This is a genomic window from Paenibacillus stellifer (assembly GCF_000758685.1).
GTDB lineage: Bacteria > Bacillota > Bacilli > Paenibacillales > Paenibacillaceae > Paenibacillus_AQ > Paenibacillus_AQ stellifer.
In genome coordinates this window covers 3,274,368-3,298,145 of sequence record NZ_CP009286.1, presented here as the reverse complement: position 1 = coordinate 3,298,145, position 23,778 = coordinate 3,274,368, and the positions used below count along the sequence as shown (strand labels likewise).

Below are 23,778 nucleotides of genomic sequence, written 5' to 3'. Positions count from 1 at the left end.
TCTGGATGTCCGTATGGTGATGGAGAGGATGCATCAGTGTGAACGGCGGAATGTTTCTTCCTCCACCGCAAATTCAAAATCGTCGATGTCATACACCGTTACGGGGACGCCGCCGTCAATGATGCGGTGAATCAGCTCGATCTGGTCGGTCAGAATCGGAATCTTTTCCCGCTGGGAGGCCAGGAGAAGTTCGGTCTCAATGGGATCGAAAATTTCGCCGTAGCTTGCGTTGTCCACACTGTTGATGACGGTAACCCTCGCCTGTTCACCGAGCACAATGGCCGGACTCTTCGCCCAGGGAATGGTCAGGCATCTCCGGATTTTCTTCTGGTTGAGCGGCTCCTCGAAATACGCGATCAATTCACCGATCTTGACCTTCACATGCCGGTCTTCGTCCGGGATGTTCATGAGCGGCTCATCGCTGTCCCTTAGCTCGTACAGCTCCAGAATGGTCGTGTAGGGCACAATATATTCCACAGAGCTGCCGGGAACCAGCAGCTGGCCGTAAATAGCCATCATAACGGCTTCCGTCACAAATTGTCTAGACATCATTATCCTCCTGAAATTCGGGTACTGCCAGTAATAAAATTATCAAAACACTGTACGGAACAAAAGTCAATAAGCCCCGGCCCACCGGGCGCCAAGCCGCTGCCCAGGGGGATGCATTATCCTCTGCCGATAATCAAAGAGAGAATACCGGCGGCAATCAGCGGTCCGACAGGAACGCCTTTGAACAGCGCGACGCCGAGAACGGTTCCGATCAGAAGGCCCGCGACAATCGTCGGCTGGCTTCCGAGCAGGGTTGTTCCCCGGCCGCCCAAGTAAGCGACCATCATGCCGATTCCAATCGCGGACAGCGATTTCCAGTGCAGAAAGGCCTGGCCGACCGTCTGCAGGGAAATGCGGCCGCTCGCCAATGGGGTCATAACGCCGATAAGCAGAATGATAATCCCTGCCGTAAGGCCGTATTTCTCCAGCCAGGGAAAGGTCTGCGAAAGTCCGAGAAGCTTCAGAAGCAGAAGCACCAGCATCGCGATCGTTACGGTTGAATTGCTGCTCACGATTCCGAGTCCGGCGAACCCGAGCAGTAGGAGAGAGACGTAGTCCATGATTACCGGCTCTCCCCTGCACGGGCCGGCCGTCTCGATGCCAGATGCTCGGCGATCAGCGCGCCGTGCCGGCGTCCTGTCTCGATGAAGATCTCGTTCGCGTTGCGTCCTGAGGCGATAACGCCCGCGACATACACGCCCTGGATGTTCGTCTCCATGGTGGCCGGGTCGAAGACCGGCTTATCCATCTCATCATCCATAATGACGCCCAGATCAGTGACAAGTCTGCGGTCCGGCCTAAAGCCGGTCATCGCGAGCACGAAGTCGTTCTCCAGCCGCAGGGGGGCTTCTCCGTCCGCAGGTGTGACCGTGACATAGGACGGCGTAATTTCTGTTACCCGGGATGACAGATGCAGCCTGATCCGGCCTTTGTCAACCATGCTTTCGAAGATCGGCCTTACCCACGGCTTGATATTGGCGGAAATGCTGTCGCCGCGGTAGACCATATCTACCTCTGCTCCGACCCGCATCAGCTCAAGAGCCGCATCTACCGCCGAGTTGCTGCCCCCGATGATCGCGACCTTCATGCCGGTATACGGGTGGGCTTCCCCGAAGTAATGGGTAACCTTGGGCAAATCTTCGCCCGGAATGCCTATCCAGTTCGGCTGATCGAAGTAACCGGTCGAGATGATGACGGCTGAGCCGTGCCGGGTCTTCCGTTCTCCGCGCCGGTTCTCCGTATGTACGGCAAAGGCTCCGTCCTCAAGCTTCTCGATGGAGACAGCTTCCTCATAAGCCGCGATGTCAAGCTGATGCAGCTCAGCGGCTTTGCGGTAATAGACCAGAGCTTCATGCCGGTAAGGCTTATCATGAGGCGAAGTAAATGGGATTCCCCCGATTTCCAGCAGCTCCGGTGTGCTGAAGAACTGCATATGTGTCGGATACCGGTAAATGGAATGGACGATAAAATGCTTCTCGACGATAATCGCGGACAGTCCCAGCCGCCGGCACTCGATTGCAGCGGACAGCCCGCAGGGCCCCGCTCCGATAATGATCACATCATGCATATACGCAAAGACCTCCCGCTATTTTCTTGTTCTAAAGTATACGCTGGGTATACGGTGAGTATCGCAACCTAAATCGTACCGTAATTATCGCCCTTTTGCCAGGGAGAAGCAAAGCGTAAGGATCAGCCGCAGAACGAACGGTTGCCAGAACTTGAGGATTATTATATAATTAGATATATATCTAATAACATGTTTGTTGAATGAGGAGTGTCTCTGATGCAGCTCGATAAAATTGTCAATTATCATAAAGCGCTGGCCGATCCTACCCGCATGCGGATGCTGCTTCTTCTGTCCAAGGGGGAGATGCACGGGCAGGCGCTGGCGGAAGCGCTCGGGCTGTCCCAACCCACGGTAACCCATCATGCGGCCAAGCTGCGCGCCGCAGCGATGATCCTGGAACGCAGGGACAAGAACACCGTGTACTTCAAGCTCAATCCGGAGTTTATCCGGAAGGGGAGCGAGGCGTCGTTATCCTTTATTTTTGACAAGGGGGCAGAAGAAATGGATGAGATCAGCAAGGATCAGAGCCTGCAGGAGTCAGTGATCCGCAACTTTTTCTCCAAAGAAGGGAAGCTGCGGCAGATTCCGGCACAGTACAAGAAGAAGCTGATTGCCCTCCAGCATATGGCGGAGCAGTTGCAGCAGGGGGTGACTTACAGCGAGAAGGAGATCAACGCTTTTATCAAGGAGTACCATGAAGATTTCGCGACCATACGCCGTGAGTTCATTATGCACCAGTTTATGTATAGAGAGAACGATGTCTATGAGCTGAATCCAAGAGAGATGTGGACGAAATGGGAATCCGTCAAATAATATTCTAAAGTTTCGTACATTTCTGTGACAGGTTAATTATAATTGATTAAAATTTTCGGGATTGAATAAACTGGAATTGAAAGCGTTATAGATATTAAATCTGGCAGCAAGAAAGGAGTCTTTCGCATGATCTTCAAAAGGTTCAAGAAAGAAGCCGCTCCGTCCCGGATCACTGTCACCTTGCCGGAAGTTAAACAAGCTGTACGCCAATTCGAGAATGACATGCCCCCGAAGATTAACCGGACAGTGCTGCTCAAAGAAGACAAAAGCATCGACCTCTCCCGTCTAACCCGGTACTTGGGAGGCGTGTCGGATCAGAAGTTCTATATGTCCCGCGAAACGTTTGAGATTTTTGATGAAGGGGAGAAGGATATTCCCTACTTTCTCGATCTGGTCCAGAGCGCCGTGGACAGCTATTTCAGCGATACCGGCAAGCTGCCCCTGCTCGAAGAGGCGCCGCTTCCCGAGGTTCACTTCCGCCTTCTGGCCAGCCAGCGGTATTTGAAGGAGGTTCCGCCTTTTCCTCTGTACATTACCGACGAAGAGCTGATGCTGACCCATCGCTCCGAACATTTCAAGTAAATGGATTTCTCGGTGGCCGATATCGGCCGCTATGGAGAAGCCTGCGAAAGGCGCGGCGGTATTAAGATGCTTGATGGTCCATTCTCGCCGTATGCCTTCTGACCGAAGCAAGGGTGTTTGCACTCTGCAAAAGCCCTTCGGGTTTCTATAATGGAAGCGTTAACAACAACTGGGCTGCAATAGGATTTATGTTCTGTAAAATATTCGGCCTTGCGCAGAACTGTGGTGATCGTTGTGTCATGCGGCTGCCGGCCGAGCTACAACAAGAACAAAACGAAGCCCGTCTTTGCCTGCCTGGTCTAACAATCTGTCTGATTTTCAAGTATAATGCCTATGAGTATCTGTCCTGTGAGGATGGAGAATAGAAACAAGGCAGGGAGAATCGGAAGAATGGGAACACCCAAAGCATTATTATTTGATCTGGACAATACGCTGATGGATCGTGATTCCACATTCCGCAGCTTTGGCACACAATTCATATCGCACTATTTCGGACACTTGAATTCTAGTGAACAGCTTGTGCTGGTCGAGGACATGATCGTCCGCGATGCGGACGGCTACAGGGACAAGGACGGTTTTTTTCACGAGCTCAGCGAGGTGCTGCCCTGGAAGGAGCCCGTCACTGCAGCGGACATCAGGGAATATTACGATACGAATTATGCAGGACACGGCGCGCTGATGAAGGATGCGGTGGAATGCCTTGAGTATTTGGCCGCCAGCGGCTATGTGCTCGGGCTTGTCACCAACGGGAAAAGTGATATTCAACGGGGAAAAATCGAAATGCTGAACCTGGGAGATTACTTCAAGACGATTGTGATCTCCGGCGAAGCCGGAATCAGCAAGCCGGATGAGGCGATTTACCGCCTTGCACTGGAAAGGCTTGGCTTCGGGGCAGAGGAAACGCTGTTTATCGGAGATCATCCTGTTAACGACATCTGGGGAGCGGGACGCACAGGCATGCAGGGGATCTGGCTGCGGCGCAATCATCCTTGGGACGATAAGCTTGGCGTTCGCCCATGGCGGACGATCGATGAGCTCTGCGAGCTCAAAGAAATTTTGTAAATGAGGTTGAAGCGGGTTGACAATAGTTGGTCTTCCCGTTTATGATGGGTCCATTAATTACCGGAAGGAGTAGATGTAATATGACAGTTCAAATGGTCAAGATGTTGCCAGTTGTTGCTGATTGGGATACGTCTCTTCCGGGAATAGGCCGCTTGCGCTGATTAGACACCGCGGCTGACACGCCGCGCTTGTATGAAGCCGCCGGAACCGTATCCAGGTTCCGGCGGCTTTTTTTGCGGCAGGGGGAGGTGGAGTTGCAACATCCCGCCTTCCCTGTGCCCGTACGCGCAGCTGTCGGGGAATTCTCTCCCCGTCCTGCGCGAGAAGAAGCTGTAGAGGCCCGCTCCGAAGCGCATATGCACAGGAGCGGTTTATTTAGCCCGCCGGAACCGAAAGGTACGGCGGGCTTTTGTGTGCGCGGATTCCCGGAAGAACGTTGCAGGTTAAGGAAGACAAGATCAACACTCAAACAATGGAGGTATTACATGACTTTAGAGCAGTACGGTTGGAATGAAGATTGGAATCAACTATGGAATCGGAACGGAGACCGGACCGAAGGAACGATGCCGGCCCGTATCGTCGGCGACTTCGGAAGCCGTTACCGGGTCGTGACCGAAGAAGGGGAAGGCTGGGGTGAACTCTCCGGCAAGCTGAGACATTCTCTGGAGACTTTCGGCGATTACCCGGCGATCGGGGACTGGACAGAGGTTAGAAAATCGGAAGCCGGACCGTATATACTTCAGCGAGTGCTGGAACGGCGCAGCCAGATTTCAAGAAAGGCAGCCGGGAGCCAGCCCCGTGAGCAGATCGTCGCTGCCAATGTCGACACGCTCTTTCTGGTCAGCGCCTTGAATGATGATTACAATATCCGCCGGATGGAGCGGTATTTGATCATGGCCTGGAACAGCGGTGCTTCGCCTGTTATTGTGCTGACGAAGGCGGACTTGTGCGATGATCCCGAGAGCAGGCTCCGCGAAATGGAGCTGGCCGCGCCCGGTGTGCCGGTGCTGGCGGTTAGCGCTGTCAAGGACCGGGGACGGGCCAAACTGATGCCTTATATCGGCGAGGGAAGAACCGCCACACTTACCGGCTCCTCCGGCTGCGGCAAATCGACGCTCGTCAACTGGCTGAGCGGAGAAGAAGTCCAGCTGACCGGCGCTGTCCGGGAGGACGACAGCCGGGGACGGCATACGACGACGCGGCGGGAGCTGTTTGTGCTGCCGGACGGTGGAATCATCATCGATACGCCCGGCATGCGCGAGCTTCAGCTGTGGGAGGATGAAGGCGGCCTGGATTTGGCATTCGCCGATATCGCCCAGCTGTCGGCAGGCTGCCGCTTTGCGGATTGCCGCCATGAGCGGGAGGAAGGCTGCGCTGTCCGCGAGGCGGTGGAGAGCGGGGAGCTAGCGGAGAAGCGTCTCCGGAGCTACCATAAAACCCAGCGCGAGCTGCAGTTTCAGGCGACGAAGGAATCGCGCCTCAAGCGCAAGGGCGCAGCCGCGGCAGCAGCCGGAACCAAAGGCTCCGGCTCACGTGCCCGGAAGTATGACTGGCGTGCCGAAATGGATGAATGAACGGGTAAAAATATTTTTTGGGAGCATAAATGATGACATCTCAAGGCACTCTCACCTACATCTTTGAATGGGAGCGTTCTTATATCCGGTACAGCCTCTAGATATGGATGACCGTAATCTCCTTGCCCTAGAAGAGAGCTATCCGATGCTCATTTCTCTTCCGTTTAAAATGTGACGGACAGGGTTATATAGGATTACCAGATGCTCAGGAAATCATTTCCTGTCCCTTCTGCATTTCAGATAAAGGAGCGATTGACATGTCCATTGACCGTTTTATAATCAAAAAGTTGGACAACTGTCACGAGCAGACGAAGATCAACTTGGTCAAGCTGTTTCAGCTTCGGATTCAGAAGGCGGAGAAGGCGGAGGATCGAAATCATCGAACCGGAACATGACACAGAAGCTTTACTTTAACGGAGACAGTCAGATTCAATATAAAAAAGCATCCTTCCGTCCGGAAGGATGCTTTTTTGAAAATAGAAGACCTATAAGTTATGGCTTATAATTGGTCTTCTATTTCTCGGTAAACGCCCGGGCCTAAAGGACGCCGTCAGCGTTTATCCTTGGTAGACTTGCATATTCAAGGGTAAATTGAGTTCATGACTTTAATAGAGAGACAGCGCCAGAGTATCGTCTTCGCTAAAGCTGTGCAGGATGGCTTCGGAGCCTTTGATCTCGATACTGATCAGGGAGTTCAGGCATTTCTTGAGCGCGTTTTTCCCTTTGTTGATTTTGAGATCCAGCGCGCTTGTCAGCAGTTTAAGTACTTTTTGAGTTGGCTGCTTGTTGTCTGTAGTAAAATATACCGGAACACTCTTGTTCTGGAAAGTAATCAGCATTCTCATTAGAAATCACCTCGTTACAGTTATTTCATGGTATACATAATATCTCTCTTTTCTTAATTTTACCTTAAAATTAGCTTATGATAACATAAAGATTGGTAGATTTAAGACCGGAAGGATACGATCGCAGTGATGGAAGATCAATCGAAGAAATTCTTGCGGTTCCTGATGCCCGAAGAAGAGAAGCTTGTAAGAAGCAGCGGACTGCCCGCTGAACAACCGGAAATCCAAAGGATCTGCCGTCTGAGTTACCGGAGCGGGAACAAGGACTGTGATCTGCTTATATATGTTAATCCCCGGCAGGTCATCATTATTCGCAAAGGAAGAGCGGAGCCTGAATGCCATGCGCTGGATGATCCTGGTCATGAACAAGCAATCCGGGAAGCCATTCTGGAAGGCATCATTCTCCCCGAAGCTTCATCCGGGGGTAGACTTGATCCCGCACTGCTCATGTCCAAGCCCCAGTATAGAGAAATTCTGAACCGGGCGTCCGGCTCCGTGCTGCAGCTGTGCCGCTTTGTGAAGCGGATTACCGGAGATTCGCGGCTCTCGATCCGGTTCGCGTTCTGCGTCCGGTCTCCCCGCACTTCGGGCGAGCTGCGCTTCTGCTCCAGACATGGACGGGACTGGACGTTTCAGTACGCGTCCTTTCTCGCTAACCGGTGGTGCGGCTGGCTGCTTCGGATGAGCTGCGGAGAAGGGGAGGAATGGGTATCGGCATCGACGATGGACAAGGAGCAGTACTGTTCGATTTTTCTGGAGTGGCTGCTTCATTGGGGGCCGACACGCCAGCAGGATGTGGGATAGATCAATTTCAGGGGGTGCAATATGGATAATGGAGTATTAGGTACGCAGGTTGTAACCCAGATCGGCATTATTGTTAAGGATGTGGAAAAGACTGCCCGGAGCTATGCCGATTTCTTCGGCATACCGGAGCCGGAATCGTTCTGGACGGATACAGCGGACCTGGCGCAGACGGAATATGAGGGGCAACCGACGCCCGCGCGGGCCAAACTGGCCTTCTTCGATATGGGTCAGCTGCAAATCGAGCTGATTCAGCCGGATGAAGGACCTTCTACCTGGCGCGAGTTCCTGGACAAGCAGGGAGAGGGCGTTCACCATATCGCCTTCGGCATCAAGGGAATGAAGGAGAAAATCGCGCTGCTGGGGAATAAAGGCATGCCGCTTATTCAAAAAGGGGAGTTTACGGGCGGAAGATACGCCTATATGAATACGCTCGATGAGTTGAAGGTGCTTGTGGAGCTGCTTGAGAACGACTGATACAGGTTTTCGGAATACAAGACGGTTTGGCCAACGCGGCCAGGCCGTCTTTTTTTGGCATGGGAGTGGAATAACCGATTCCTGGGCGTCTGCATATGCTGGATTATCCCGCTCCGGGGGAGCGGATGGCTTATCTCCGATATTCGGACCGTCATCCCCCGCAAGGGCAAGGGAGAGAGGAGAGACGCATGATGCGTAAAGGGTACAGAGCCGCGGCGCTGGCGCTTGCGGTCGGGATGGCCGTCTCCATGCTCGCCGGCTGCGGCGGGAAGAGCGAGTCAGCCTCGGTTAAGGTGAAGGTCGGAGAGGTAACGCGTTCCGTGTTCTATGCGCCTGAGTATGTGGCGCTGTCTCAAGGGTTTTTCAAGGATGAGGGACTGGATGTCGAGCTCCAGACGATTCCCGGGGGCGACAAGACCATGACGGCGCTGCTGTCCGGGGCGATCGATGTGGCGCTGGTGGGATCGGAGACGTCGATCTATGTTTATCAGCAGGGCAGCGACGATCCGGTGATCAATTTTGCCCAACTGACGCAGCGCGACGGCACCTTCCTGTTCGCCCGCAAGGAGCAGTCAAATTTTGATTGGAGCCAGCTCAAGGGATCAACTTTCCTGGGTCAACGCAAAGGCGGCATGCCGCAGATGGCCGGTGACTTCACGCTCAAGAAGAAGGGGATCGATACGTCCAAGGATTTGACCCTTATTCAGAATATCGATTTTGCGAATATAGCGGGAGCTTTCGCTTCGGGCACAGGCGATTATGTGCAGCTGTTTGAGCCGCAGGCGTCCATCTTTGAACGGGAAGGCCGGGGCAAGGTGGTAGCGTCGTTCGGGGTCGAGAGCGGATATTTGCCTTACACGGTGTTCATGACGAAGCTCAGCTTCATCACGAAACACTCCGGAACGGTTCAGAAATTCACGAATGCCCTGCAGAAAGCACAGAACTGGGTAAAGGACCACACTCCGGAAGAGATTGCGGATGCCGTACTGCCATACTTCAAGGATGCAGATAAGGATGTTCTTGTCTCTGCGATCAAGCGATATAAGGATCAGGACACATATGCGCTGAACCCGGTTATCGACGATGCGGAATGGAATAATCTCCTGGATGTTATGGACAATGCGGGCGAGCTGAAAGAACGTGTGCCGGCATCCAAAATTGTGAACAACTCATTCGCGGAGAAGGCGCTGTCGGAAGTAAAGGACGATAAATAAGAATGAGTAAGGCAATTAAGCGATGAAAAGGAGGGAGCCGCCATGCCGCCGGTAGTGGAGCTGCGTTCAGTCTCACACGCTTATCTGGAGGACCGGAGCGCCTCATTGGCCCTTGATCAGATCAGTCTTGTCATCGAAAAAGGGGAGTTCGTCAGCCTGGTCGGACCGAGCGGCTGCGGCAAAACGACGCTTCTCTCCATCATCTCCGGCCTGCTGAAGCCGTCGAAGGGCGAGGTGCTGGTGAACGGCTCTACGGTCTCGGGGACTTCGCCGCATATCGGGTACATGCTGCAGCAGGATTATCTCTTTCCGTGGCGGACGATTCTGGAGAACTCGCTGCTCGGTCTTGAATTGACCGGCAGGCTGAGATCGGAGGATCGAGACAAGACGGCAGCGCTGCTTGCCGAAATGGGCCTTAAGGGGAAGGAATCCTCCCTCCCCGGCCAGTTGTCGGGCGGAATGCGCCAGCGGGTCGCGCTCGTCCGGACGCTTGCTACCGATCCGGAGCTGCTGCTGCTTGACGAGCCGTTCTCCGCGCTGGATTACCAGATCAAGCTCCAGCTTGAGGATCTCGTGTCGGAGACGCTCCGAAGCAGGGGGAAGACGGCGCTGCTGGTCACCCATGATCTGTCGGAGGCGATTGCGGTCAGCAGCAGAGTCGTTCTTATGGGACGGAACCCAGGAAGAATCCGCCGCATCTTCGATATCCCCCGAAACATCGCGGATACACCGCCGCTGTACGCCCGGGACCAGCCGGGATTTGCCGAACTGTTCCATACTGTTTGGAGAGAAATGGAGCTGGAAGGAGCCGGAGGTTCGCCCGGATAGTTCCGGTAATTTAATGAAAGGAGGTGCAAAAGCGTGAAGCAGGTGACTCTGGGAGAGAGCGGCGAGGCGGGGGCGTCAGGAGCTGAATGGCTGGCCGCCGAGCATGGTGATTATCTTCGGGCCAAGCGAAAGCACCGCAGATACGTCCGGTATGTTCAGGCCTGCCTGCTGCTCCTCTTCTTCGGTATGTGGGAAATCGCCGCGCGGCAAGGCTGGATCGACCGGCTGTTGTTCAGCAGTCCATCGAAAGTGTGGGAACAGCTCTTGAAGAGTGCGCTTGACGGGAGTCTATGGCATCATCTCGGCATTACCGTCTGGGAGACGGCGGCCGGTTTTGTCCTGGGCACACTGCTGGGCACGCTGCTGGCCGCTCTGATCTGGTGGTCGCCTTTTTTGTCGGCTGTGCTCGATCCATATATGGTCGTCTTCAACAGCATGCCGAAGGTCGCGCTTGGTCCAATCTTCATCGTGATGTTCGGTGCGGGTTTTACGGCGATCGTCATGACGACGCTCTCCATCACCGTTATCGTCACGACGCTGGTCGTGTACAACAGCTTTCAGGGAGTCGATCCCAATTATGTGAAGGTGATCCGTTCGTTCGGAGGAGGGCGGCGCCAGGTCTTCGGCAAAGTCATACTGCCGGCGTCATTTCCCGCTATTATCTCGACACTTAAGGTTAATGTCGGCATGTCATGGGTTGGTGTCATCGTCGGCGAATTTCTGGTGGCGAAATCGGGTCTGGGATACTTGATCATCTACGGTTTTCAGGTGTTCAATTTCACGCTGGTGATGTCCAGCCTGCTCGTCATCGCGATTGTCGCGACGCTCATGTATCAGGTTGTCGTGTATTTGGAGAAGCTGCTGCTGAACCGGCGCTGATCCATACATGGCCGGATGAATGCTCAATGAGAGGCGGAAGTGTGTCCGGTTCCGGTTGAACCCAGTCCGGATTATGTTAAGTCCGGTTTGCGTTCAGTATTGTGACTTTTCTGAAAATCAAGTACCATGAACTTGATCGAAAGTACGTCAAACATCCGGTAAGGATCGAAAATGTGACAAGGCGGGGTAAAGTTCATGGGATTTCGCATCATCAAGACGGCGGCGGCGACGCTGCTGTCTGTACTTCTGGCTGCGGCTGCCGGCATTCCGAATGCGCAGAGCGCCGGGCTGCTGGCCATTCTGGGCGTGGAGGTGACAAGAAAGCGGAGTCTCAGGACTATAACGGCGCGTTTTGTCGCCTCCTTGGTCGGACTGCTGATCGGCTGCGGCCTCTTTGAAATTTTCGGCTTCGAGTACTGGGTTCTCGGGCTGTTCGTTCTGCTCGGATTTCCGCTGATCGTCCGTTCAGGCTTCAAAGAAGGCATCGTTACCAGCTCCGTTATCGTGTTCCGCGTGTTTGGACAAGCTGAGCTGAACCTTGGAATCATTCTTCAGCAGGTGGAGCTGCTTATTATCGGCCTTGGATCTGCCGGACTCTGCAACCTGATCTACATGCCGAAGTCCGATCAGATGATGTACGGAATCCGCAAGGAAGTGGACGGCCTGTTCTCCGTAATCTTCCGGCAGTTCTCGCAATCGCTGCGTGACCCGCAGTATGTATGGGACGGCAAAGAACTGATTCAGGCGGGCGGCGCAATTCAGCGCGGTCTGTCGGCTGCGGCCCGGGAAATGGAGAACAGCGTCATTCATCCGGACGAGGCTTGGAATGTCTACTTCTATATGAGGAAGGAGCAGCTCGAATCGATCCAGAACATGCTGCAGCTGCTCTCTCAGGTGTATCAACATCTGCCTCACGGTAAAATGGTCGCCGAGCTGTTCGAGCAGTTGAGCCAGGATGTGCTTAACGAAGGGTACACGGGGCGGACGGAGAGCCTGCTGACCGATCTTGAGGAAAGCTTCAAGGAAATGTCCCTGCCTTCATCGCGGGAGGAATTTGAGGTGCGGTCCGCCATTCTCCAGCTCTGCCGGGAACTGGCGCTCTATCTGAAGATCGCGAAGCAGTATAAGGCACCGATCACTTCAGGCCGCCAGACATCTGCGGAGACTGCCGGCAGCCGGTAGGCTGAGGCCCAGACTTATCTATAAAATATTGGCTGGCAAGAAGAAGGCCGCTCTTTCGCTATATGGGAAGAGCGGCCTTCTAGGCGATATGCGATTAACAGATTTCTGCCCCGGCGGACATGGTGCAGCCGTTTTTTTGCTTGAACAGCAAGGGTTTCGGAGACTTCTCGAACTTATCCAAAAATAGTTGTCACTCTGGGCCAATGCCCTGCATACACTTCATAGTGAATGATTGTATGGAGGAGGTTCAAAGATGTCATTAGGCCATAAACGCCAAACAAGGGAGATCATTACGAAAGCGATCTGCGGCAAGGGTCGTAAGTTCTCCACCGTAACCCATACCGTAACTCCGCCACATCATCCGACGAGTATTTTGGGGGCTTGGATCATCAACCACCAGTACGAAGCGGTTGCCGCCGGAAACGGAATTGAGGTGATCGGTACTTACGATATCAACATCTGGTATTCGTACGACAAGAACAAACAGACCGAGGTAGCGAAGGAGACGGTCTCCTATGTGGAGCCGATTCCGCTCTCTTATCTCGATCCGAAACACCGGGCTTCCACCGTCGAGGTGTCTGCGGAGGCAACGCAGGAACCGAACTGTGTGGAAGCGGGTGTAACCTCGGGCGGCGGCAGTGTCACCATCCGGGTCGAACGGGAATTCGAAGCTGAGCTGGTTGCGGAGACGAAGCTCCGTGTATACGTCAGCGATGCGGAGAGCGACCCGGAAGACAAGGACTACGACTACGAGTCCGAAGGCTTCGACTACGAGGATCTGGACCCCGACGCGCTGGACGATGAGCTGTAAGACGGCTCAGACGCCCGCCGGCGTCTCCCGCTGCCCGGTACGCGTATATCCGTGCCGGCGGGAGCGGAAACGGAATATACAGTATCATATGTACCGGGAGCGGGGACGTAGAGGGCGGATGCCCTCCTTTTTTTGAATTTTTTTTCAGACTGGACGCTGTCGCTTCACGGCAGCAGTCCACAGGAGAAGAGGACGGCCTCAATTTACCGGAGACTTCTTTCATTATTGTCTTTCATTATTTGTTCGCAGGGGGTGACGGGATGAACGAAGGAATGGAGGTATACCTCTCGCTGACGCCAAGGGGCCGTGAGCGGCGGCTGGGAAGGGCGGGGATTCATGCCGAGTTCGTCTCGGGAGCCGGTTCGCTGTCGAAGGGTAAACGCAGGATGCCGGATGAGTTAGGGTCCGGTGAAAATCTTATGCAGCAGAACCGGATGAAGGAATCCCACAAGGAGGATACTTATCGCCAGCGGTATAGAACTGCGGTCTTCAATCTGCATCATCTCGGAACGGCGCCGCTTGGTACAGGAATGGAACGCATGCCCTTTCAGTCGGTGTGGGTGCGTCCTTCGCTTACGCCTGGCGGCCATCCCGGCTCTGGTTCTGATACAGAGGAAGATCTTCCGAACATATCTGGAGAACGGGGCGGCTTATACAAGCGGCTCGGCAGCCTCGCCGTCAAAGCCTTGTACGGCCTCGGACTGGACAGCGGAGAGGTCTTCATTACGGCCGGAGGAGAGGGCCGCTATATCGTGTCAGGCATCTCTCCGCTGGCCCCGCAGGACGGCCGCTCGCTGCCCGAGCCCTACCGCCAGGCGGAGGAGGCCCTTCGCCTGGCGCTGGCAGGGGAGGGGCCGCGGCGGCCGGATCTGCAGCTGGGCATGGACCCGGAGTTCCTCCTGCTCCGGGAGGACACCGGCCGCGTCGTGCCTGCGTCGCGGCACTTGCCCCTCGGCGGCGCGGCAGGCTGCGACGCCGGTCCCCCGGGAACGCGCGGCGTGTTCCCGGTCGCAGAGCTGCGCCCCGGCCCGCGCGCGGCGCCGCGCGCGCTGATGGCGCAGCTGCGGTCCGCGGCGATGCTCGCGGACCGGCTCATTCCCGGCCCCGGCATCGGCTGGCGGGCCGGGGGGATGCCGCTGAGGGGCTGGGCCCTCGGCGGGCATTTGCACTTCAGCGGCGTCGTGCTGACGGCGCCGCTGCTGCGCGCGCTCGACAACTATCTCGCGCTGCCGGTTGCACTGCTGGAGGACGAGCGCGCCTCCGGCCGCCGTCCCCGGTACGGGACGCTCGGCGATTTCCGGCTCCAGCCGCATGGCGGCTTCGAGTACCGGACCCTGCCGAGCTTCCTGGTCTCCCCGGAGATCGCCCGGGGAGTGATCGCGCTGGCTCACCTGATAGTGAGCCGCTACGAGGCCCTGCCGCTGCGGCCGCTGGACCGCGAGCCGGTGCACGCCGCCTATTACGGCGGCGGCAGGGAGACGCTGCGCGCGGCGGCAGGGCCTCTTCTCCGGCAGCTGCGGGCGCTGCCGGAATACGCCGCGCTCCGCGGAGATGCGGAGCCGCTGCTCCGGATGATCGAGGAGGGGCGGCGGTGGGATGAGTCCCGGAATATCCGGGAGCTGTGGCGTCAGGAATTCGACCGGGTGAAGGCCCTTGGCCGGCGCCCTGCGAGCATATCCATCCCGTCGCGCTAAAGATTATTTAGCGCTGGATTTGCTGGTGTAATAAGTCATTATGCGGACCCGCCCATGGACGGGTCCGCTTTGTTGTGGCATGTACAAGAAGAACATTTGTTTCGCTTTCGGATTCCACCTGATCTTCAACTTCTGCTATAATGAACAGATAAGCATGTTATGGCCTGGAGGTACCCGATGGCAAAATATACACCGATGATCGAACAGTATTTGAAGGTAAAGGAAGGGGCAAAGGATGCCTTCCTTTTTTTCAGGCTGGGCGATTTCTATGAAATGTTCTTTGAGGACGCCCTGCTGGCTTCCAAGGAGCTCGAAATTACATTGACCGGCCGCGAAGGAGGAGGCGACGAGCGCATTCCGATGTGTGGCGTTCCATATCATTCGGCCGAAGGCTATATTCAGCGTCTGATCGAGAAGGGCTACAAGGTCGCCATCTGCGAACAGCTCGACGATCCGGCGACGACCAAAGGCATGGTCCGGCGGGATATCGTCCGGGTCGTGACCCCTGGAACGGTCATGGAAGGCCGGACGCTGGCCGACAAGAACAACAATTATCTCGTCTGTGTCACTGAACTGGACGGGATGGCGGCGCTGGCCGCCTGCGATTTGACGACCGGCGAGCTCTATGTCACTTCTTCGCCTGCTAGCGAAGAGGGATTGCGCGGTGAAATCGGCATTTACGAGCCTGCCGAAATTCTCGGAGACGGCGAGCTGCTGGAGAGACTGCGGAGTGATTCGCTTCCCGGCGGTAAGCCGATCGTCTATACGCCATGGGAGAAGAAGGATGAGGAGAAAGCTCGCGGACAGTTCGGCGAGGCCGTCTGGGCGCGGCTGGAACGGGAACGCGCACAGTGCCTCTCGATCCTGATCTCCTATCTGAATGAGACCCAGCGGCGTTCGCTGGGGCAGCTCAGCCACATTTCCTCCTATGAACCGGGCAATTTCATGATTCTCGATCCCTTCACACGGCGGAATCTGGAGCTGACCGAGACAGTCCGGGAGCGCTCCAAGAAAGGCTCGCTGCTCTGGCTGCTCGATCGTACCGAGACTTCGATGGGCGCGAGGCTGCTCCGGCGGCGGATCGACAAACCGCTGCTGCAGCGCCACCAGATCGAACGGCGCCTTGAGGCCGTGGAACATCTGTACAATCAGTTTATTCTGCGTGAGGAACTGCGGCTGGCTCTGAAAGAAATCTATGATCTGGAACGGCTGACGGGCCGGGTAGCCTACGGCAGCGCGAACGGCCGCGACCTGAATGCGCTGAAGCTGTCCCTGGCGCAAATTCCATCCCTTAAAGAGCTGTGTCTCTCCTCCGCTTCATCCACATTGAGGGAGCTCGGGGAAGCCATAGACGAGTGTGCCGACCTGCGGGAGATCATCGAGAAAGCGATCATCGACGACCCGCCGGTGTCCATCCGTGACGGCGGCATGATCCGGCCGGGCTATCATGAACGGCTTGACGAGCTTAGGGAGGCCGGCAGCAGCGGCAAACGCTGGATCGCCGAGCTGGAAGCGAAGGAGCGCCAGGCAACCGGCATCAAGTCGCTGAAGATCGGCTTCAACAAGGTGTTCGGCTATTATATTGAAGTAACGCGCAGCAATCTGTCATCGCTTCCGGAAGGACGGTATGAGCGCAAGCAGACGCTGGCGAACGCGGAACGGTTCGTCACGCCGGAGCTGAAGGAGAAGGAAGCACTGATTCTGGAAGCCCAGGATAAAATGACGGATTTGGAGTATACGCTGTTCAGCGAGCTGAGAGACCGGCTGTGCGCGCAGATTCCACGGCTGCAGAGGCTCGCGGAGAATGTCGCGGAAATCGATGTGTACCAGGGTCTCGCCGCCGTCAGCGCGGAGCACCGGTTCGTCAAGCCGACGTTGACCGACGGCTATGATCTGCATGTCGAGGGCGGACGCCATCCGGTCGTTGAGGCGGTTCTCAAAGATGCCTCGTTCATTGCGAACGACAGCAGCCTGTCGAAGCAGAACGGACGGATTCTGCTTATTACCGGTCCGAATATGGCGGGCAAAAGCACCTATATGCGCCAGGTGGCTCTCATCTGCATCCTGGCGCAAATCGGCTGCTTCGTGCCGGCAGACAAGGCGGAGATTCCGGTGATCGACCGGGTGTTCACGCGGATCGGAGCCGCGGATGATCTGATCGGCGGCCAGAGCACGTTCATGGTCGAAATGGCCGACATCCAGCTGATGACGGAGCAGGCGACGCCGCGCAGCCTTATTATTATCGACGAGCTGGGCCGGGGTACATCGACGGGCGAGGGCATGGCGATCGCCCAGGCGGTCATTGAATATGTGCATGATGTTATTGGCTGCAAGGCTTTGGTGTCGACGCATTTCCACGAGCTTGCCCATATGGAAGAAATGCTGGAGGGGCTGCGGAACTACTCCATGGCCGTCCAGGAGAGCGGGGACAAAGTCCAATTCCTGCGGAAGCTGATTCCGGGTCCGGCAGACAGCAGCTACGGCATTTACTGCGCACGGCTTGCCGGTCTGCCGGGCAGCATCATCGACCGGGCATATGGCCTGCTTCAAAATATGGAGCAGATGACCTCACCTGCTGGCGGAATTCGTGAAGGCGCTGAAAATGGAGCCGGTATAACAACAATTCGGGAAGCTGCGAACACAGAAGCTTCGACCCGGAAAGCTGCAATCACGGAAGCTGCGATTCGGGAAGCAGCTGCGGGAATCGCTACGAGGCGCGACGCAGGATCGCCTGCTTCCTCCCCTTCAGCGGAGCCGGTTGGCGCTGGTGCTGGCGCTGGACGGATTGTTAATCCGGGCGCGCTGGCGGCTGAGGGCGCGCCAAAGGCCGTGAATCCTTCCGGGGAGACGGATTATCAGCGGCAGGAGGCAGCGGCTCTGGAAGAAGATCATTTCTCTTCATCCTCTGCTTCCGGTTCCGATTTCGGCAGCGAGGTGGTCCAGCTCTCGATCTTCGGGGACGAGGAGCCGCGGCGCGGCCGCAAGGGAGCCGGACAGCGGGAACATTCGGTCGCGGATGATGTAATGGCCGCCGTCGGTGCGGCGGACCTGATGAACATGACCCCGCTGCAGGCGATGCAGCTGCTGAACGATTTGAAAATGAAAATTCGCGCAAAATAAAGATTTGAGAGGAAGAGAGGCGGTCCGGAAATGGCGAGAATCCATGTGCTGGACGAGCATATTGCCAACCAGATTGCAGCCGGCGAGGTGGTGGAACGGCCGGCTTCGGTGGTGAAGGAATTGGTGGAGAACGCCATCGATGCGGGAAGCACCCGCATTGAGGTGTCCATCGAGGAGGGCGGGCTGCAGAGCATCAAGGTCAAGGACAACGGCTTCGGTATCGAGCCGGAGGACTGCGAGACCGCCTTCTACCGCCATGCCACCAGCAAAATCGAGAGCGGCCGGGACTTGTTCCAGATTACGAGCCTCGGCTTCCGCGGTGAGGCGCTGCCCAGTATCGCTGCCGTGGCGAAGGTGTCGCTGCTTACGGCAAGCTCGGATGATGGCAAAGGGAAGCTGCTTGAGATCGAAGGCGGCAAGCTGATGGTGAACGAGCCAGCGCCCTCCGGCAGAGGTACGGAGATGACAGTACGGGAGCTGTTTTATAATACGCCTGCAAGACTAAAGTATATGAAGAGCATCCAGACGGAGCTTGGGCATATCTCGGACGCGATGTACCGGATGGCTCTTGCCCATCCGCAGATTTCATTCACGCTGCGCCATAACGGCAACCAGCTGCTGCAAACGCTGGGCGGAGGCGATCTGCTGCAGGTGATCGCGGCCGTATACGGCACATCGGCAGCCAAAGCGATGCTTCCCGTTGAGGCGGAGGACCCCGACTACCGGATTTCCGGCTATATCAGCCGCCCGGAATGGACGCGGGCCAACCGCAATGCGATTACAACAATCGTCGGCGGGCGCTATATCCGCAGCGGAGGGCTGAATGCGGCCATTATGAGGGCTTACCATACCCTGCTGCCAATCAACCGGTATCCGCTGCTTGTGCTCAAGCTGGATATGCATCCTTCCCTGGTGGATGTCAATGTGCATCCCGCCAAGCTGGAGGTGCGGTTCAGCAAGGAGAACGAGCTGTATCAGTTCGTGGAGCAGGAGCTCCGGAAGGTGCTGCTGGGAGAGAATCTCATTCCCCGGCCTGGAAGAGAAACGATCGGGCCGAAGGGCAGCACGTCCTTTATTCAGGAGCAGTTCTCGTTCACCAAACCGGCATCGCAGACGGCTGAGACGGCGCAGGATGCTGTGAACAAGGGCGCAAATGGAGAGGGAAGATTGTTCGGACCTCAAGGCGCACAGGGCGACCCGGCCGGTCCGGCAGCCGGATATCTGGGCGGGTCTCATCAGGAACTGCCGGGTAACCTTGGCGTTAACGGTTCGCCTTCCGGCGCCTCCTTTGGCTCTGCGCCGGGCAGACAGGCGGCTGGTTCTCCCGCTGCCGGTGGGCCATCCGGTTTGCTTGAAAGCGCGGCGGCCTCATCAGGAACCGCCGCCTTCCAGACGCGGGAGGGCGGAAGCTCCGGAGCGCCATACAGCTCCTCCGGAGGCAATTCCGCGTCCAGGGTGCGCGATGCATCGGCATTCGGCGCGGGTTACCGGGCTTCGGGTCCCGCCGCCGCAGGACGGAACGCCCTGCCGCCCCAGGCGGGACGCGAGCTGTATGCGCCAGCGCCTGAGAGCCCGTCCACGCTGCCGCCTTTCCCGGAGCTGAGCTATATCGGCCAGCATCATGGAACATATATCATTGCCCAGAATGATGACGGGCTGTATTTGATCGACCAGCATGCCGCTCATGAACGGGTTAACTACGAATATTACTATGAGAAATTCGGGCGTCCCGCGGAGGCTTCGCAGGAGCTGCTGCTGCCGATTACGCTGGAATTCACGCCCTCGGAGAGTCAGAAGCTCAGCGAGCGCCTGAATTGGTTCCAGCAGGCTGGCGTATATCTGGAGCATTTCGGCGGCCAGACGTTTCTGGTGCGTTCTCTTCCATACTGGTTCCCTAGAGGAGAGGAGAAGGAGATCGTCGAAGATATGGCGGAATGGGTGCTTAGCGAGAAGAACATCGATCTGGCGAAGCTGCGCGAGAAATCTTCGATTCTCTGTTCCTGCAAAGCCTCGATCAAGGCCAACCAGAAGCAGACCGAGCAGGAGGCGATGAGCCTGCTGGACCGGCTCGCTGCCTGCCGTCAGCCCTACACCTGCCCGCACGGCCGTCCGATTCTCATTTCATTCTCGCCCTACGATCTGGAGAAGCTGTTTAAGAGGGTCATGTAGCATATTACAACAGGCGTTTTGCTTGATTACGGAGGTACCATGATTATATCGACGGGCGAACGCCCGAAACCGGAGGTTGCCGAGCGCGCCCGTGCATTAGCCGGGCGTCTTGGCGTCTCATACGCCCCGCGCGGCAACGCTTCTGTTGCGAAGCTTCTTGCGGAGTACCGGGACGATGACCTGCTCATCGTCCTTCACCAGGGAGTCAGGCTGCTGCGCAGCGGCGCGGCTCCGCTTCAGTTCCATCCCAGCATGGGTTTTGTCCGCGCCAAGCGGGTATTAAAAGGAGAGACAGATCCGCTGGCAGCCGCAGCCGGGATGGTTCCGGGAGACAGCGTGCTGGACTGTACGGCCGGGCTCGGCGCGGACTCGCTGGTGCTTGCGGTCTCCGGTGGCGAGGAGACAAGCGTCACAGCGCTTGAAAGCTCGCTCCCTTTGTATGCGCTGCTGAGCGAAGGCATGGCCAGCTATGATTCCGGCCTGCCCGAGGTCGATTCCGCTCTAAGGCGGATTGAGGTCGTGAACAGCGGTCATTTGGACTATTTGCACAGCCTCCCTGACCGGAGCGTCGACATCGTCTATTTTGACCCGATGTTCCGGGAGCCGCTGCATGATTCCGCCGCGATCTCGCCGCTGCGTTCTTTCGCTGACAGCTCAGCGCTTTCGGAAGGCAGTGTGGCCGAGGCGCTGCGGGTCGCCCGCAAGTCCGTCGTGCTGAAGGAGAAGCGTGGCAGCGGCGAATTCAGCCGTCTTGGCTTCCAAGAGCAGCTTCGGCAGGGCAATAAAACATCGTACGGGGTGATCGCCATTGACAACCGAAGCTAAACCGAAGCTGCTTGTGCTGCTGGGTCCGACCGCAGTCGGCAAGACGCGGCTCAGCCTCAGCCTCGCCTCCGCACTCCATGCCGAAATCATCTCCGGTGATTCCATGCAGGTGTACCGCGGGATGGATATCGGCACGGCCAAAATCAAGCCGGAGGAGATGGAAGGGATTCCTCATCATCTGATTGATGTTCTGGACCCGACTGAGCCGTATTCAGTCGCCGAATTTCAGGCCGAGGGGCGCAGGCTGATCGGTGAAATCAGCGCAAGAGGCAGGCTGCCGTTCATCGTTGGAGGGACGGGGCTGTACATCGAATCGCTATGCTACGGCTTCCGCTTCTCGGAGGCGGTGGCGGACGAGGCGTTCCGCAGCGAAATGGACCGGTTCGCCGAGGAGCATGGGGCGTTTGCGCTGCACGCAAGGCTGGCCGAGGTTGATCCGGAAAGCGCTGAAAGGCTTCATCCGAACGATCGCCGGCGGATTATCCGGGCGCTTGAGATTTTCCGGCAGACGAATACTCCGCTCTCCCAGTCTCCTGCAGCCGTCAAGCCGGAGTCGCCTTACGACCTCTGTCTGATCGGTCTGACAATGGACCGTCAAATGCTGTATCAGCGTATTGAAGAACGGATCGATGAAATGTTGGCGGATGGGCTTGTTGACGAGGTGAAAGCTCTAATGGAACGCGGATGCAGCCGAAATCTCGTATCCATGCAGGGACTGGGCTACAAGGAGATCGCCGCTTATCTCGAGGGCGAAATGACCTGCGAAGAGGCGGTTACACTGCTAAAGAGAGATACCCGGCGCTTTGCCAAGCGGCAGCTCTCCTGGTTCCGCCACATGAAGGACATACACTGGATCGACGTTGGCGGCGGGACAGACTTTTCCGTGAATTTTGCCAAGATCCGGGACATAATAGCAGCTTCAATGGGATAACCCTTATAAATACGCCCCACTAACCTTGATAGGTCAGCGGGGCGCTTCATTTTCTCCACGATTACTTGATAAAAAAGGAACGCATCACCGCGATTACAAACAGAGCAGCGAGAACGAGCCAAGTGAAAGGATGGCGTAAATTAAGGGTCCATCCGATTCCGGAGTCTTTTGGAACTAACAATTTTACTTTTTTAAATGTCATGACATCAACCCAGCCTTTTTAGAGAAGATTAGGATTTCGATTCTGGCGGAATTTTTCCCTTAACCTGCTTTAACGTCGCTACTATAAGGAAACTGACAATCACTAATAACAGCCAGGAGCTCACCTTTCCCAGATGAACGAGACTCCAGGCTTCTCTCTGATTCGGGTATTGCCAGGCTCCAAAGAATGTTGCGATATTTTCGGCGATCCATATAAAAAATCCAATAAGTCCAAAAGAAAGCGCAAGCGGCATACGGTAACGGGTTCCGCCCACCTTGTATGTAACCCATGATTGCCAGAACAGGATCAGTACAAGCCCTGACAACCACCAGCGGACATCAATCCAGTAATGATGGGTGAAAAAATTCAAATAGATCGCAGCTGCAAGAACTACAACGACCCAGAACCGCGGCCACTTGACCAGTTCAACCTCAAACCTCCTCCATGCCTGGCACAGATAGCTTGCCACACTTGCGTACATGAATCCGCTGTACAATGGTACTCCGCCAATTTTAAAATACCCCTCCTCCGGATAAGACCAGGAGCCCATATGTACTTTGAACAGCTCAAGCGCAAGTCCGATTAGATGGAACAAAGTGATCACCTTAAGCTCATCTCTTGTCTCAAGCCCGGAATACACCATCAGCCACTGCATCAGCAGGCAAATGATTAGCAGCCAGTCATACCGTGGCAGGAAGGGAAGCGGCAGGATTTTTGTAATTGCCAAAGAGGCGAAAATAACAACCGGAAACAAACAGGACAAGGCCTGCTCACGGCCAAAACGAACCAACTGTATTAGTGCCCTCATTTTACGCTCCCTAAGGCGCTTCTGTAAATGCTCAGCCTCTGCTTAAAGAGTCTCTTCATCGCTTCGGTACTCCAAAAGATCTCCAGGCTGGCATTCCAGAGCCTTGCATATCGCCTCTAAGGTGGATAAACGGATCGCTTTGGCTTTGCCATTTTTCAGGATAGAAAGATTAGCCATCGTAATTCCAACCTTCTCCGAAAGCTCGGTAACGCTCATTTTCCGCTTCGCCAGCATCACGTCAATATTAATGATAATCGCCATTGTCTTCACCTCAGACCGTTAAATCATTTTCAGATTTGATGTCGATGGCATTGTTTAACAGCTTTTGAAGAACGGCGGCAAACACCGCAACCACAATGGAAGCAAAAATAATGACCAATCCGATTACGATTAGACCAGGAGCGTCGTCTTCATCCGCTATGAAATATAAAAACGGCAGGCTTGCCGTAAACAAGATACTGATTATAAATGCACAGTATTTAATAATTTTCAAAGCCCTTACGGATAACTCGGAGAAAGCATTGTTCTTGTCAATATAGCTTAAAAGTTTAAAAGCCTGAATCAATGCTGCAAAGAACGGTATCGCCGATCCATACAAGATGATTAATAGGGGGTATAGCCAATATCCCGGATAGCGTTCTGCAGTTTCTTTAACTATGGAAGGTATCCCTAATACACATAAAGCAAGAATTGGAACTCCCATAAGAAACACAGCAATCTTCAGAAAAAGTGTTTCTCGTTTCATACAAATGCTCCTCACTTGTTAAAGTTGATTATGATTTTAGCATGTGATTTATCGAAAAACAATAAAAAAATACTGTTTTATATTATATTTTTATTTATAT

25 protein-coding genes are annotated in these 23,778 nt (G+C 55.6%); 17 read left to right on the top strand and 8 right to left on the bottom strand.

The window, feature by feature from the left end:
* Nucleotides 1-33 precede the first annotated feature (33 nt).
* From PSTEL_RS15205 to PSTEL_RS15195, 3 genes are all read right to left on the bottom strand, one after another.
* On the bottom strand, nucleotides 34-549 hold the full coding sequence (locus tag PSTEL_RS15205) for a hypothetical protein (protein WP_038696552.1): 516 nt from the start codon (nucleotides 547-549) through the stop codon (nucleotides 34-36).
* A gap of 116 nt (nucleotides 550-665) precedes the next feature.
* On the bottom strand, nucleotides 666-1,109 hold the full coding sequence (locus tag PSTEL_RS15200) for a DUF441 domain-containing protein (RefSeq protein ID WP_038696550.1): 444 nt from the start codon (nucleotides 1,107-1,109) through the stop codon (nucleotides 666-668).
* Nucleotides 1,110-1,111: 2 nt separating this feature from the next.
* Nucleotides 1,112-2,116, bottom strand: a complete 1,005-nt coding sequence (locus tag PSTEL_RS15195; RefSeq protein WP_038696548.1) for a YpdA family putative bacillithiol disulfide reductase — start codon at nucleotides 2,114-2,116, stop codon at nucleotides 1,112-1,114.
* Nucleotides 2,117-2,332: 216 nt separating this feature from the next.
* Here PSTEL_RS15195 and PSTEL_RS15190 point away from each other — a divergent pair, with 216 nt between their 5' ends.
* From PSTEL_RS15190 to PSTEL_RS27980, 5 genes are all read left to right on the top strand, one after another.
* A complete protein-coding gene (locus PSTEL_RS15190; RefSeq protein ID WP_038696546.1) occupies nucleotides 2,333-2,929 on the top strand; it encodes a DUF2087 domain-containing protein in 597 nt (198 codons plus the stop codon).
* Between the two features lie 126 nt (nucleotides 2,930-3,055).
* On the top strand, nucleotides 3,056-3,511 hold the full coding sequence (locus PSTEL_RS15185; protein WP_038696544.1) for a DUF3939 domain-containing protein: 456 nt from the start codon (nucleotides 3,056-3,058) through the stop codon (nucleotides 3,509-3,511).
* Nucleotides 3,512-3,901: 390 nt separating this feature from the next.
* Nucleotides 3,902-4,573 carry an HAD family hydrolase gene (locus PSTEL_RS15180; RefSeq protein WP_038696543.1) on the top strand — a complete coding sequence of 224 codons (672 nt, stop codon included), beginning with the start codon at nucleotides 3,902-3,904 and terminating at the stop codon, nucleotides 4,571-4,573.
* A 485-nt stretch (nucleotides 4,574-5,058) separates the two neighbouring features.
* A complete protein-coding gene (rsgA, locus tag PSTEL_RS15175; protein WP_038696541.1) occupies nucleotides 5,059-6,147 on the top strand; it encodes a ribosome small subunit-dependent GTPase A in 1,089 nt (362 codons plus the stop codon).
* 257 nt (nucleotides 6,148-6,404) lie between these two features.
* Nucleotides 6,405-6,542 carry a hypothetical protein gene (locus PSTEL_RS27980; protein WP_169744586.1) on the top strand — a complete coding sequence of 46 codons (138 nt, stop codon included), beginning with the start codon at nucleotides 6,405-6,407 and terminating at the stop codon, nucleotides 6,540-6,542.
* 210 nt (nucleotides 6,543-6,752) lie between these two features.
* Here PSTEL_RS27980 and PSTEL_RS15170 read toward each other — a convergent pair whose 3' ends face one another.
* Nucleotides 6,753-6,992 carry a hypothetical protein gene (locus PSTEL_RS15170; protein ID WP_038696539.1) on the bottom strand — a complete coding sequence of 80 codons (240 nt, stop codon included), beginning with the start codon at nucleotides 6,990-6,992 and terminating at the stop codon, nucleotides 6,753-6,755.
* 126 nt (nucleotides 6,993-7,118) lie between these two features.
* On the opposite strand from PSTEL_RS15170, the gene PSTEL_RS15165 reads away from it, so the two are divergent.
* The 12 genes from PSTEL_RS15165 to miaA all read left to right on the top strand — a co-directional run bounded on the left by PSTEL_RS15165 (nucleotide 7,119) and on the right by miaA (nucleotide 21,923).
* Nucleotides 7,119-7,796: a hypothetical protein gene (locus tag PSTEL_RS15165; RefSeq protein ID WP_156995880.1), complete on the top strand. Its 678-nt coding sequence runs from the start codon at nucleotides 7,119-7,121 to the stop codon at nucleotides 7,794-7,796.
* Nucleotides 7,797-7,817: 21 nt separating this feature from the next.
* Nucleotides 7,818-8,270, top strand: coding sequence for a VOC family protein (locus PSTEL_RS15160; RefSeq protein WP_038696535.1), 453 nt, complete (start codon nucleotides 7,818-7,820; stop codon nucleotides 8,268-8,270).
* Between the two features lie 188 nt (nucleotides 8,271-8,458).
* Nucleotides 8,459-9,484: an ABC transporter substrate-binding protein gene (locus PSTEL_RS15155; RefSeq protein WP_038696533.1), complete on the top strand. Its 1,026-nt coding sequence runs from the start codon at nucleotides 8,459-8,461 to the stop codon at nucleotides 9,482-9,484.
* A gap of 42 nt (nucleotides 9,485-9,526) precedes the next feature.
* Nucleotides 9,527-10,312, top strand: coding sequence for an ABC transporter ATP-binding protein (locus PSTEL_RS15150; protein ID WP_038696531.1), 786 nt, complete (start codon nucleotides 9,527-9,529; stop codon nucleotides 10,310-10,312).
* A 90-nt stretch (nucleotides 10,313-10,402) separates the two neighbouring features.
* A complete protein-coding gene (locus PSTEL_RS15145; RefSeq protein WP_052099255.1) occupies nucleotides 10,403-11,191 on the top strand; it encodes an ABC transporter permease in 789 nt (262 codons plus the stop codon).
* 195 nt (nucleotides 11,192-11,386) lie between these two features.
* The gene (locus tag PSTEL_RS15140; RefSeq protein WP_038696527.1) at nucleotides 11,387-12,373 is read left to right on the top strand and encodes an aromatic acid exporter family protein; all 987 of its coding nucleotides are present in this window, start codon (nucleotides 11,387-11,389) and stop codon (nucleotides 12,371-12,373) included.
* Nucleotides 12,374-12,626: 253 nt separating this feature from the next.
* The gene (locus PSTEL_RS15135; protein ID WP_038696525.1) at nucleotides 12,627-13,184 is read left to right on the top strand and encodes an outer spore coat protein CotE; all 558 of its coding nucleotides are present in this window, start codon (nucleotides 12,627-12,629) and stop codon (nucleotides 13,182-13,184) included.
* A gap of 260 nt (nucleotides 13,185-13,444) precedes the next feature.
* A complete protein-coding gene (locus PSTEL_RS15130) occupies nucleotides 13,445-14,878 on the top strand; it encodes a putative amidoligase domain-containing protein (RefSeq protein WP_052098529.1) in 1,434 nt (477 codons plus the stop codon).
* Between the two features lie 177 nt (nucleotides 14,879-15,055).
* On the top strand, nucleotides 15,056-17,998 hold the full coding sequence (mutS, locus tag PSTEL_RS15125; RefSeq protein ID WP_038696523.1) for a DNA mismatch repair protein MutS: 2,943 nt from the start codon (nucleotides 15,056-15,058) through the stop codon (nucleotides 17,996-17,998).
* A gap of 30 nt (nucleotides 17,999-18,028) precedes the next feature.
* The gene (gene mutL / locus PSTEL_RS15120; protein ID WP_038696521.1) at nucleotides 18,029-20,167 is read left to right on the top strand and encodes a DNA mismatch repair endonuclease MutL; all 2,139 of its coding nucleotides are present in this window, start codon (nucleotides 18,029-18,031) and stop codon (nucleotides 20,165-20,167) included.
* Nucleotides 20,168-20,206: 39 nt separating this feature from the next.
* Nucleotides 20,207-20,992, top strand: a complete 786-nt coding sequence (locus PSTEL_RS15115) for a class I SAM-dependent methyltransferase (RefSeq protein ID WP_038696519.1) — start codon at nucleotides 20,207-20,209, stop codon at nucleotides 20,990-20,992.
* The gene (gene miaA / locus PSTEL_RS15110; RefSeq protein WP_038696517.1) at nucleotides 20,976-21,923 is read left to right on the top strand and encodes a tRNA (adenosine(37)-N6)-dimethylallyltransferase MiaA; all 948 of its coding nucleotides are present in this window, start codon (nucleotides 20,976-20,978) and stop codon (nucleotides 21,921-21,923) included. Before PSTEL_RS15115 ends, miaA begins: the two co-directional genes overlap by 17 nt.
* Before the next feature lie 61 nt (nucleotides 21,924-21,984).
* On the opposite strand, the gene PSTEL_RS28980 is transcribed toward miaA, so the two are convergent.
* From PSTEL_RS28980 to PSTEL_RS15095, 4 genes are read right to left on the bottom strand one after another with little or no spacing between them, the layout of a single operon-like run.
* Nucleotides 21,985-22,125 (bottom strand): DUF5808 domain-containing protein, encoded by a 141-nt coding sequence (locus tag PSTEL_RS28980; RefSeq protein WP_425415215.1) that lies wholly within the window; start codon nucleotides 22,123-22,125, stop codon nucleotides 21,985-21,987.
* A 28-nt stretch (nucleotides 22,126-22,153) separates the two neighbouring features.
* Nucleotides 22,154-22,933 carry a DUF817 domain-containing protein gene (locus PSTEL_RS15105; RefSeq protein WP_038696515.1) on the bottom strand — a complete coding sequence of 260 codons (780 nt, stop codon included), beginning with the start codon at nucleotides 22,931-22,933 and terminating at the stop codon, nucleotides 22,154-22,156.
* 42 nt (nucleotides 22,934-22,975) lie between these two features.
* Nucleotides 22,976-23,194 (bottom strand): helix-turn-helix domain-containing protein, encoded by a 219-nt coding sequence (locus PSTEL_RS15100; RefSeq protein WP_038696513.1) that lies wholly within the window; start codon nucleotides 23,192-23,194, stop codon nucleotides 22,976-22,978.
* Between the two features lie 10 nt (nucleotides 23,195-23,204).
* Nucleotides 23,205-23,678, bottom strand: coding sequence for a DUF2975 domain-containing protein (locus tag PSTEL_RS15095; protein WP_038696511.1), 474 nt, complete (start codon nucleotides 23,676-23,678; stop codon nucleotides 23,205-23,207).
* Between the last annotated feature and the right edge of the window lie 100 nt (nucleotides 23,679-23,778).

What these genes read in the sequence shown, in the direction of transcription:
- PSTEL_RS15205 (WP_038696552.1), bottom strand. Translation starts at nt 549, where the DNA reads ATGTCTAGACAATTTGTGACGGAAGCCGTTATGATGGCTATTTACGGC.
- PSTEL_RS15200 (WP_038696550.1), bottom strand. Translation starts at nt 1,109, where the DNA reads ATGGACTACGTCTCTCTCCTACTGCTCGGGTTCGCCGGACTCGGAATC.
- PSTEL_RS15195 (WP_038696548.1), bottom strand. Translation starts at nt 2,116, where the DNA reads ATGCATGATGTGATCATTATCGGAGCGGGGCCCTGCGGGCTGTCCGCT.
- PSTEL_RS15190 (WP_038696546.1), top strand. Translation starts at nt 2,333, where the DNA reads ATGCAGCTCGATAAAATTGTCAATTATCATAAAGCGCTGGCCGATCCT.
- PSTEL_RS15185 (WP_038696544.1), top strand. Translation starts at nt 3,056, where the DNA reads ATGATCTTCAAAAGGTTCAAGAAAGAAGCCGCTCCGTCCCGGATCACT.
- PSTEL_RS15180 (WP_038696543.1), top strand. Translation starts at nt 3,902, where the DNA reads ATGGGAACACCCAAAGCATTATTATTTGATCTGGACAATACGCTGATG.
- rsgA (WP_038696541.1), top strand. Translation starts at nt 5,059, where the DNA reads ATGACTTTAGAGCAGTACGGTTGGAATGAAGATTGGAATCAACTATGG.
- PSTEL_RS27980 (WP_169744586.1), top strand. Translation starts at nt 6,405, where the DNA reads ATGTCCATTGACCGTTTTATAATCAAAAAGTTGGACAACTGTCACGAG.
- PSTEL_RS15170 (WP_038696539.1), bottom strand. Translation starts at nt 6,992, where the DNA reads ATGAGAATGCTGATTACTTTCCAGAACAAGAGTGTTCCGGTATATTTT.
- PSTEL_RS15160 (WP_038696535.1), top strand. Translation starts at nt 7,818, where the DNA reads ATGGATAATGGAGTATTAGGTACGCAGGTTGTAACCCAGATCGGCATT.
- PSTEL_RS15155 (WP_038696533.1), top strand. Translation starts at nt 8,459, where the DNA reads ATGATGCGTAAAGGGTACAGAGCCGCGGCGCTGGCGCTTGCGGTCGGG.
- PSTEL_RS15150 (WP_038696531.1), top strand. Translation starts at nt 9,527, where the DNA reads ATGCCGCCGGTAGTGGAGCTGCGTTCAGTCTCACACGCTTATCTGGAG.
- PSTEL_RS15140 (WP_038696527.1), top strand. Translation starts at nt 11,387, where the DNA reads ATGGGATTTCGCATCATCAAGACGGCGGCGGCGACGCTGCTGTCTGTA.
- PSTEL_RS15135 (WP_038696525.1), top strand. Translation starts at nt 12,627, where the DNA reads ATGTCATTAGGCCATAAACGCCAAACAAGGGAGATCATTACGAAAGCG.
- PSTEL_RS15130 (WP_052098529.1), top strand. Translation starts at nt 13,445, where the DNA reads ATGAACGAAGGAATGGAGGTATACCTCTCGCTGACGCCAAGGGGCCGT.
- mutS (WP_038696523.1), top strand. Translation starts at nt 15,056, where the DNA reads ATGGCAAAATATACACCGATGATCGAACAGTATTTGAAGGTAAAGGAA.
- mutL (WP_038696521.1), top strand. Translation starts at nt 18,029, where the DNA reads ATGGCGAGAATCCATGTGCTGGACGAGCATATTGCCAACCAGATTGCA.
- PSTEL_RS15115 (WP_038696519.1), top strand. Translation starts at nt 20,207, where the DNA reads ATGATTATATCGACGGGCGAACGCCCGAAACCGGAGGTTGCCGAGCGC.
- PSTEL_RS28980 (WP_425415215.1), bottom strand. Translation starts at nt 22,125, where the DNA reads ATGACATTTAAAAAAGTAAAATTGTTAGTTCCAAAAGACTCCGGAATC.
- PSTEL_RS15105 (WP_038696515.1), bottom strand. Translation starts at nt 22,933, where the DNA reads ATGAGGGCACTAATACAGTTGGTTCGTTTTGGCCGTGAGCAGGCCTTG.
- PSTEL_RS15100 (WP_038696513.1), bottom strand. Translation starts at nt 23,194, where the DNA reads ATGGCGATTATCATTAATATTGACGTGATGCTGGCGAAGCGGAAAATG.
- PSTEL_RS15095 (WP_038696511.1), bottom strand. Translation starts at nt 23,678, where the DNA reads ATGAAACGAGAAACACTTTTTCTGAAGATTGCTGTGTTTCTTATGGGA.